This window comes from Nocardioides sp., from assembly GCF_047607185.1.
GTDB lineage: Bacteria > Actinomycetota > Actinomycetes > Propionibacteriales > Nocardioidaceae > Nocardioides.
The window spans coordinates 1-7540 of the sequence record NZ_JASGDQ010000102.1 but is presented as its reverse complement, the minus strand read 5'-3'; the positions used below and the strand labels follow the sequence as shown (position 1 = coordinate 7540).

At 71.0% G+C, this 7540-nt stretch carries 5 protein-coding genes; 3 read left to right on the top strand and 2 right to left on the bottom strand.

The features are described from left to right. Nucleotides 1-617, bottom strand: a 617-nt coding sequence (locus QM595_RS11840) for a DUF222 domain-containing protein (RefSeq protein WP_415171759.1), incomplete at its 3' end; no start/stop codon positions are given. 218 nt (nucleotides 618-835) lie between these two features. Continuing rightward, nucleotides 836-2887, bottom strand: a complete 2052-nt coding sequence (locus tag QM595_RS11835) for an NAD(+) synthase (RefSeq protein ID WP_415171758.1) — start codon at nucleotides 2885-2887, stop codon at nucleotides 836-838. 288 nt (nucleotides 2888-3175) lie between these two features. Between QM595_RS11835 and QM595_RS11830 the strand changes: the two genes are divergently transcribed. The 3 genes from QM595_RS11830 to panB all read left to right on the top strand — a co-directional run bounded on the left by QM595_RS11830 (nucleotide 3176) and on the right by panB (nucleotide 7504). After that, complete coding sequence (locus QM595_RS11830; RefSeq protein ID WP_415171757.1) at nucleotides 3176-3946, top strand: ABC transporter ATP-binding protein; 771 nt, start codon at nucleotides 3176-3178, stop codon at nucleotides 3944-3946. Beyond that, complete coding sequence (locus QM595_RS11825; protein ID WP_415171756.1) at nucleotides 3946-6507, top strand: ABC transporter permease; 2562 nt, start codon at nucleotides 3946-3948, stop codon at nucleotides 6505-6507. The genes QM595_RS11830 and QM595_RS11825 overlap by 1 nt, the downstream gene beginning before the upstream one ends. Nucleotides 6508-6664: 157 nt before the next feature. Then, nucleotides 6665-7504, top strand: coding sequence for a 3-methyl-2-oxobutanoate hydroxymethyltransferase (panB, locus tag QM595_RS11820; RefSeq protein WP_415171755.1), 840 nt, complete (start codon nucleotides 6665-6667; stop codon nucleotides 7502-7504). Nucleotides 7505-7540 lie beyond the last annotated feature (36 nt).

Below are 7540 nucleotides of genomic sequence, written 5' to 3'. Positions count from 1 at the left end.
TCGCAGGCGGCGAGCTGGTCGGCGATCTCGTCCAGCACGGCATCGAGGTCGTGGGCGTCGGTGGTGTCCAGGACCGCTTCCACCCTCGTGGTCGCGGCCCGGCTGGTGGGGTTGCGGACCAGTTCGACGCGGCGCTCGGCCAGGTCGGTGGCTTCGTCCTCGGCGAGTTGTTCGGGATCGAACCGTGTCTTGGCCTCCTCGATCAGTCGGTCGAGGGTGGTGACCCCGACCCGCTCCACCCGCGAGCAGACATGGACGTCGACCCAGGCGGCCGCCTCCTGGGGGAGGGTGAGGGTGGCCTCGGCGACGCGACGGGCCCGCCACCCGTCCACCTGCCCGGCCTTCACCCTCGCCCACGTACACGGGAGACGGTGGACCAGCTCCACGGCTTGGGCCAGGAACACCCGCCCCGACGAGGTCGACCGCCCGGTCGCCGCCGCGAACTCGACCACGGCGAACTCGGTCACATACGCACAGCCGTCACCACCGAGCAGCACCTCACCCTCACCACCGGGGACGCCGTCGAGCAACGACGCGGCGCGGGTGTAGTCGTCGACCTCGTGAAAGGACGCGTATTTCGCGGCCGCCGCGATCTGCAACGCCTCCTCAGCCCGCACCCGAGATTGAGAAGAACGAAAGACCTCGAGCACACTCCCAGGATCATCGGCCGCATCGAAAGCGGCAGCGTCTGGAAAGGTCGAAGTCATAACCATCAAGCTACCGACCACCACCGACAATCCTGACGGCCCGAGAATAGGGCTCTTCCGAATTCTGGTGGGCGTGAGCACCGACGGCGGACCGGAGCCGGACAGCCTCGCCGAGGCGACCGTACGACTCAGAAGAAGGGGACCTGCTCGAGCTCGGCGAGCCAGGCGGCGGGCGAGGCGTCGGAGGGCATCCGCCAGTCGCCACGGGGCGACATGGTGCCGCCGCCCGACACCTTCGGCCCGTTGGGCAGCGCGGAGCGCTTGAACTGCGAGGAGAAGAACCGGCGGACGAAGACCTCCAGCCAGGACCGGATCTCGCCCAGGTCGTAGGCGCGGCGGGTCGCCTCGGGATAGCCGGGCGGCCAGTCCCCGGCGCTCTCGTCGCGCCAGGCGTGCCAGGCCAGGAAGGCGATCTTGGAGGGCTTGTAGCCGTGCCGCACGACGTGGAAGAGGGTGAAGTCCTGCAGCGGGTAGGGCCCGACGACGGCCTCGGTGGACTGCGGCTTCTCCCCTGCCGCGACCGGCACCAGCTCGGGGCTGATCTCCTGCTCCAGGATGGTCCGCAGCACCTCGTCGGTCTCGGTCGAGAACTGCTCGGTCGAGATCACCCAGCGGATCAGATGCTGGATGAGCGTCTTGGGCACGCCGGCGTTGACGTTGTAGTGCGACATCTGGTCGCCGACGCCGTACGTGCACCATCCCAGCGCCAGCTCGGAGAGGTCGCCGGTGCCGAGCACGATGCCGCCGCGCTGGTTGGCGGCCCGGAAGAGGTAGTCGGTGCGCAGCCCCGCCTGGACGTTCTCGAAGGTGACGTCGTACGCCGGCTCGCCGTCGGCGAAGGGATGGCCGAGGTCGGCGAGCATCTGCCGAGCAGCGGGGGTGATGTCGATGGTCTCGTACGTCGCCCCGATGGCCTCCATCAGCGCGATGGCGTTGCCCTTGGTCTCCGGCGAGGTGGCGAAGCCGGGCAGCGTGAAGGCCAGGATGTCCGAGCGCGGCCGGCCCAGTCGGTCCATCGCGTTGGCGGCCACGATGAGGGCGTGGGTGGAATCCAGCCCTCCTGAGACTCCGATGACGATCCTGGGCTGGCTCCCCGAGAGCGAGCCGAGCGCGCGCAGCCGCTGCTCCAGCCCGGAGACCTGGATGTTGTAGGCCTCGTAGCAGTCGAGCGCGAGCCGGTCGGCGTCGTCGGGCACGAACGGGAACCGGTCGACCTTGCGGCGCAGCCCGATGTCGCCCTCCGGCGGCGAGAGCTCGAACTCGACGACCTCGTAGTCCTCGGTGACCTCGGCAAGGGCGCGCCGGTTGTCGTCGAAGGTGCCCTGCCGCACCCGCTCGGCGCGGATCCGGTCCAGGTCGACGTCAACGACGGTACGGCGAGCGCCGTCCGGGAACCGCTCGGACTCCCCCAGCAGGTCGCCGCACTCGTAGACCATGGTCTGGCCGTCCCAGGACAGGTCGGTGGTGGACTCCCCCGGTCCGGCGGCGGTGTAGGCGTAGGCGGCCAGGCAGCGGTTCGAGGCGGACTGCACCAGCTGCCGGCGGCTCTCGGAGCGGCCCACCGTCACCGGCGAGGCGGAGAGGTTGAGCAGCACCGTCGCGCCGGCCAGCGCCGCGGTGGCCGACGGCGGCACCGGCACCCACATGTCCTCGCAGACCTCGACGTGGAGGACCAGGCCGCGTACGTCGGAGGCGGCGAAGAGCAGCTTCGGCGAGAGCGGCACCTCCTCACCGGCGAGCGTGACCGTGGTGTCGAGGTCGTCGCCGGGCGCGAACCAGCGCCGCTCGTAGAACTCCCGGTAGGTGGGCAGGTAGGACTTCGGCGCGACGCCGAGGATCTCGCCGCCGTGGATCACCACCGCGGTGTTGAGCACCCGGTTGCGGTGCACCAGCGGCGCGCCGACGACCACCACCGGCGTCAGCTCGGCGGTCGCCGTGGCGATCTCCGCGATCGCCCGCTCCACCGCGGCGAGCAGGGTGTCCTGCAGGTGGAGGTCGTCCAGCGCGTAGCCCGACAGGCACAGCTCCGGGAAGAGGGCCACCGCGACGCCCTCCTCGTGGCACTCCCTGACCTGCTCGATCACAGCTCGGGCGTTGGCCGCCGGATCGGCGATCGCGACCGGGATGGTGATGGCCGCGACCCGGGCGAACCCGTGAGCGTAGGCGGAGTAGAAGTCCACGGCGGCAAGTCTAGGGAAGTGCGATCGTCCCGGCCCTCGGCCGGCCGAGGGCGTGATGCGCTGATGCGCCCATGCGGTCCCCGTTGGAGATCGACGACACCGTGCTCGCCGTCGCTCGCTCGCTCGCCGTTCCCGGTGCTACCCGGGCAACCCGGATCACCCCGTCACGAGTGAGCTCGTCGCGAAGTACCGCGATGAGTATCGAGGCTGCCCCTGAGCGATCCCCGGGGATCGCTCAGGGGCACACCTGATCGACCGGTGCCGGAAGTCTGGGAGACAGTGGGTGCCATGACTGGTACGACGACTCCCACAAGCACGGTGGCCGCGAGGGCCGTGGACCTGCACAAGACCTACGGTTCCGGCGACTCCGAGGTGCGCGCCCTCGACGGGGTGACCGTCGACTTCCACCAGGGCGAGTTCACCGCGATCATGGGTCCCTCCGGCTCCGGCAAGTCCACCCTGATGCATTGTCTGGCCGCGCTCGACACCCCCACCAGCGGCAGCGTCGTCGTCGACGGCGTCGAGCTGGGCAGCCTGAACGACAAGGCGCTGACCAGGCTGCGCCGGGAGCGGATCGGCTTCGTCTTCCAGGCGTTCAACCTGATCCCGACGCTGACCGCGAAGGAGAACATCCTGCTCCCCCTCGATCTGGCCGGCCACAAGCCGGACCGGGCCTGGTTCGACACGGTCGTGGACACCGTCGGACTGCGGGACCGGCTCGGCCACCGGCCGAGCGAGATGTCCGGTGGCCAGCAGCAGCGGGTGGCCTGCGCCCGCGCCCTGGTCAGCCAGCCCTCGATCGTCTTCGCCGACGAGCCGACCGGCAACCTCGACTCGACCTCCGGCGCGGAGGTGCTCGGCTTCCTGCGGCGCAGCGTCGAGGAGTTCGGCCAGACCATCGTGATGGTCACCCACGACGCGGTCGCGGCGTCGTACTGCGACCGGGTCGTCTTCCTGCGCGACGGCCGGATCGTCGACGAGCTCGCCCACCCGAGCCGCGAGCAGATCCTCGAGCACATGGCCTCGCTGCAGACCGCGCCGGCGCGGGGAGAGCGCTGATGCTCAAGCTCACCCTGCGCAACCTGCTCGCCAGGAAGGTGCGGCTCGTGATGAGCACCCTGGCGATCGTGCTGGGCGTGGCGTTCCTCGCCGGCGTGCTCGTCTTCAGCCACGGCCTGTCGACCACCTTCGACACCATCATCAAGGGCAGCACCCCCGACGCCCAGGCGCGCGCGGCAGGCTCGGAGGCGTTCAGCGCCGGCGAGGCCGGCGTCAGCGACGCGACCCTCACCCCCGACACCGTGGCGGCACTGGCCGCGCTGCCCGAGGTCGCCCGCGCCGACGGCAGCGTCGACGGCTTCGGGATGAGCCTGCTCGACGCCGAGGGCGCCCTGGTCGGCGGCAGCGGCGCGCCGACGCTGGCGTTCAACTACGCCGACACCCCCAACATGACCGGCGACCCCATGCTGGTGCTCGAGGACGGGCGCTGGCCAGCGGCCGAGGACGAGATCGTGCTCGACAGCGGCTCGGCCGAGCGAGCGGGCTACCGGCTCGGCGACCAGGTCAGCCTGCTCGCGCCGTACGGCGATCCCGAGCAGACCGCGACCCTGGTCGGCACCGCGGAGTTCAACGGCGGCGGTACGGCGGGCGCGACCCTGCTCATCTTCGACACCACCGCCGCCCAGCGGATCTTCCTCGGCGGTGCGAACGCCTTCACCACCGTCGCGCTGACCGCCGCCGGCGGGGTGAGCCAGCAGCGGCTCGTGGACGCGGCGCAGCAGGTGCTGCCCGACGGCTTCGAGGCGGTCACCGGCGACACCATCGTGGACGAGTCGCAGTCCGCGGTGGGCGAGTTCCTGGGCGTGATCTCGACCTTCCTGCTGGTCTTCGCGCTGATCGCGGTCATCGTCGGCGGCTTCATCATCGTCAACACCTTCACCATCCTGATCGCCCAGCGCACTCGCGAGCTGGCGCTGCTGCGGGCCCTGGGTGCCTCGCGTCAGCAGGTCACCCGCTCGGTGCTGCTGGAGGCCGTGGTCATGGCGCTGGTCGCCGCCACCATCGGCATCGGCCTCGGCTGGGCGCTGGCTCGCGGCCTGGCGGCGCTGTTCCGGGCGTTCGGGCTCGACATCGCCGGCAACGCGCTCACCCTGACCCCGGCCGCGATCCTCGTCAGCTACGGCGTGGGCCTGGTCGTCACCGTCGTGGCCGCCTACCTGCCCTCGCGGCGGGCCGGCAAGGTCGCCCCGGTGGCGGCGATGCGCGGCGAGACCGGGCACGGCGGGCACGACGGCCGGGGCTCGCTGCGGCGACGTGCCCGGATCGGGGCGGTGGTGCTGCTCCTCGGGGTGGTGCTGGCGGCCGCCGGACTGCTCGGCGCCCCCGGCCCGGCCGCCGTCTGGGTCGGTGCGGCCGCGCTGCTGTGGGTGCTCACCGTCGCGGCGATCAGCTCGGTGGCCGGACGCCCGGTGCTGGTGGCCTGCCGGGAGCTGTTCGCCCGGCTGTTCGGCACCCCGGGGCGACTCGCCGGCGAGAACGCGCTGCGCGACCCTCGCCGCACCGGCGCCACCGCGTCGGCACTGATGATCGGGCTGGCGCTGGTCTCCATCATCGGCGTGCTGGCCGCCTCGCTCAACAGCACCGTCGACGACATCGTCGAGAAGGAGTTCACCGCGGACTTCCTGGTGCAGAGCACCAACTTCCAGCCGTTCTCCACCAGCATCGGCGACCAGCTTGCCGACGTCGACGGCGTGGCGACGGTCAACCGGCAGCAGTTGGTCGGCGCGACGGTCGACGCCGGCGAGGAGGTCACCTACGTCACCGGCGACGACCAGAGCTTCAGTGACATCTACACCCTCGACCTGGCGGCCGGCAGCCAGCGCGTCGACGGTCACCAGGCACTGGTGACGACGGACGCCGCCACGGAGCACGGCTGGCGGGTCGGCGACGCGTTCGCGCTCCACTTCCCCGGCGGCAAGACGCTCGACCTCACCGTCGGCGGCATCTTCGAGCCGACCGAGGTGATGGCCTCGATCAGCGTGCCGCTGGACCTGCTCGCCGAGGTGGGCATCACCCGGCAGGACACCTCGATCAGCCTGATGCTCGCCCCTGGCGCCGACACCGCCGCCGTGCACCGGGCGCTGGACCAGGTCGCGGAGAGCGCCAAGATCATCGCCGTCTACGACAAGGCCGGCTTCGCCGACGAGATCCGCGGCCAGGTCAACCAGCTGCTCTACATGATCTACGGACTGCTCGCGCTGGCGATCGTCATCGCCGTGATCGGCATCGTCAACACCCTCGGTCTGAGCGTGATCGAGCGGACCCGCGAGATCGGCCTGCTGCGGGCGATCGGGATGAGCCGGGCCAGGCTGCGCCGGATGATCACCCTGGAGTCGGTCGCCATCGCGGTGCTCGGCGCGGTGATGGGCATGGTGGTCGGCGTGGTCACCGGGGTGCTGCTGCGGCAGGCGCTGCGCGAGGAGGTCACCAGCCTGGGCCTGCCGATCGGCCAGCTGGCGGCGTTCCTGGTGGTCGCGGTCGTGGTCGGCGTACTCGCCGCGGTGGTGCCGGCGATCCGGGCGTCCCGGCTCAACGTGCTCCAGGCGATCTCCACCGAGTGAGAGCGTGTTCTCGAACACGCTCTGAGTGACCACCGCCACACGCTCCGGCCGGCGCCCGCGGGCGCCGGCCGGACTAGCGTTCGGAGCAGTCCGTGGACTCCATCAGGGAGCCGCGAGATGTGAGAGCCCGCGTCAATGGGCAGAGGGGAGCTCGACGATGAGCGAAGAGCCAGCGCCGTACGGCGGCAGCAGCATCAAGAGGATCCGGACCCACCACCTCGCCGAGATGAAGAAGAGCGGCGAGAAGATCACGATGCTGACGTCCTACGACATGTACACCGCCCGCATCTTCGACGAGGCGGGCATCGACATGCTGCTCGTCGGTGACAGCGCCTCCAACAACGTCCTCGGCAACGAGACCTCCCTCCCGGTGACCGTGGACGAGCTGCTGCCACTGACCCGCGCGGTGGCGAGGTCCGCCAAGCGGGCGATGGTGGTCGGCGACCTGCCGTTCGGGTCCTACCAGGGCTCGCCCGAGCAGGCCTATGCCACCGCGGTGCGCTTCATGAAGGAGGGCCTGGCCCACTGCGTGAAGCTCGAGGGCGGCGTCGAGATGGCGGCCACCATCACCAAGCTGGTCGAGGGCGGCATCCCGGTCTGCGCCCATATCGGGTTCACGCCGCAGTCCGAGCACGCGCTCGGCGGCTACCGGGTCCAGGGCCGCGGCGACGCCGCCGACCGGGTCGTCGAGGACGCCCGCGCGGTCGCCGCCGCCGGCGCCTTCGCGGTCGTCATGGAGATGGTGCCCGGCGAGGTCGCCGAGCAGATCAGCAAGGAGCTGGCCATCCCCACCATCGGCATCGGCGCCGGCGCCGGCTGCGACGGCCAGGTGCTGGTCTGGGGCGACGCCTTCGGCATCCGCGGCCCGAACGACGGCAGGCTGCCCCGCTTCGTCAAGCAGTACGCCGACGTGCGTGGTGTCCTGCTCGACGCCGCCCGGACCTACGCGGCCGAGGTGAAGGGCGGCACCTTCCCGGGACCGGAACACACCTTCTGACATATGTCACGGCGAGGCCGTGACCGACGCGCTAGG

What these genes read in the sequence shown, in the direction of transcription:
- panB (WP_415171755.1), top strand. Translation starts at nt 6,665, where the DNA reads ATGAGCGAAGAGCCAGCGCCGTACGGCGGCAGCAGCATCAAGAGGATC.
- QM595_RS11825 (WP_415171756.1), top strand. Translation starts at nt 3,946, where the DNA reads ATGCTCAAGCTCACCCTGCGCAACCTGCTCGCCAGGAAGGTGCGGCTC.
- QM595_RS11830 (WP_415171757.1), top strand. Translation starts at nt 3,176, where the DNA reads ATGACTGGTACGACGACTCCCACAAGCACGGTGGCCGCGAGGGCCGTG.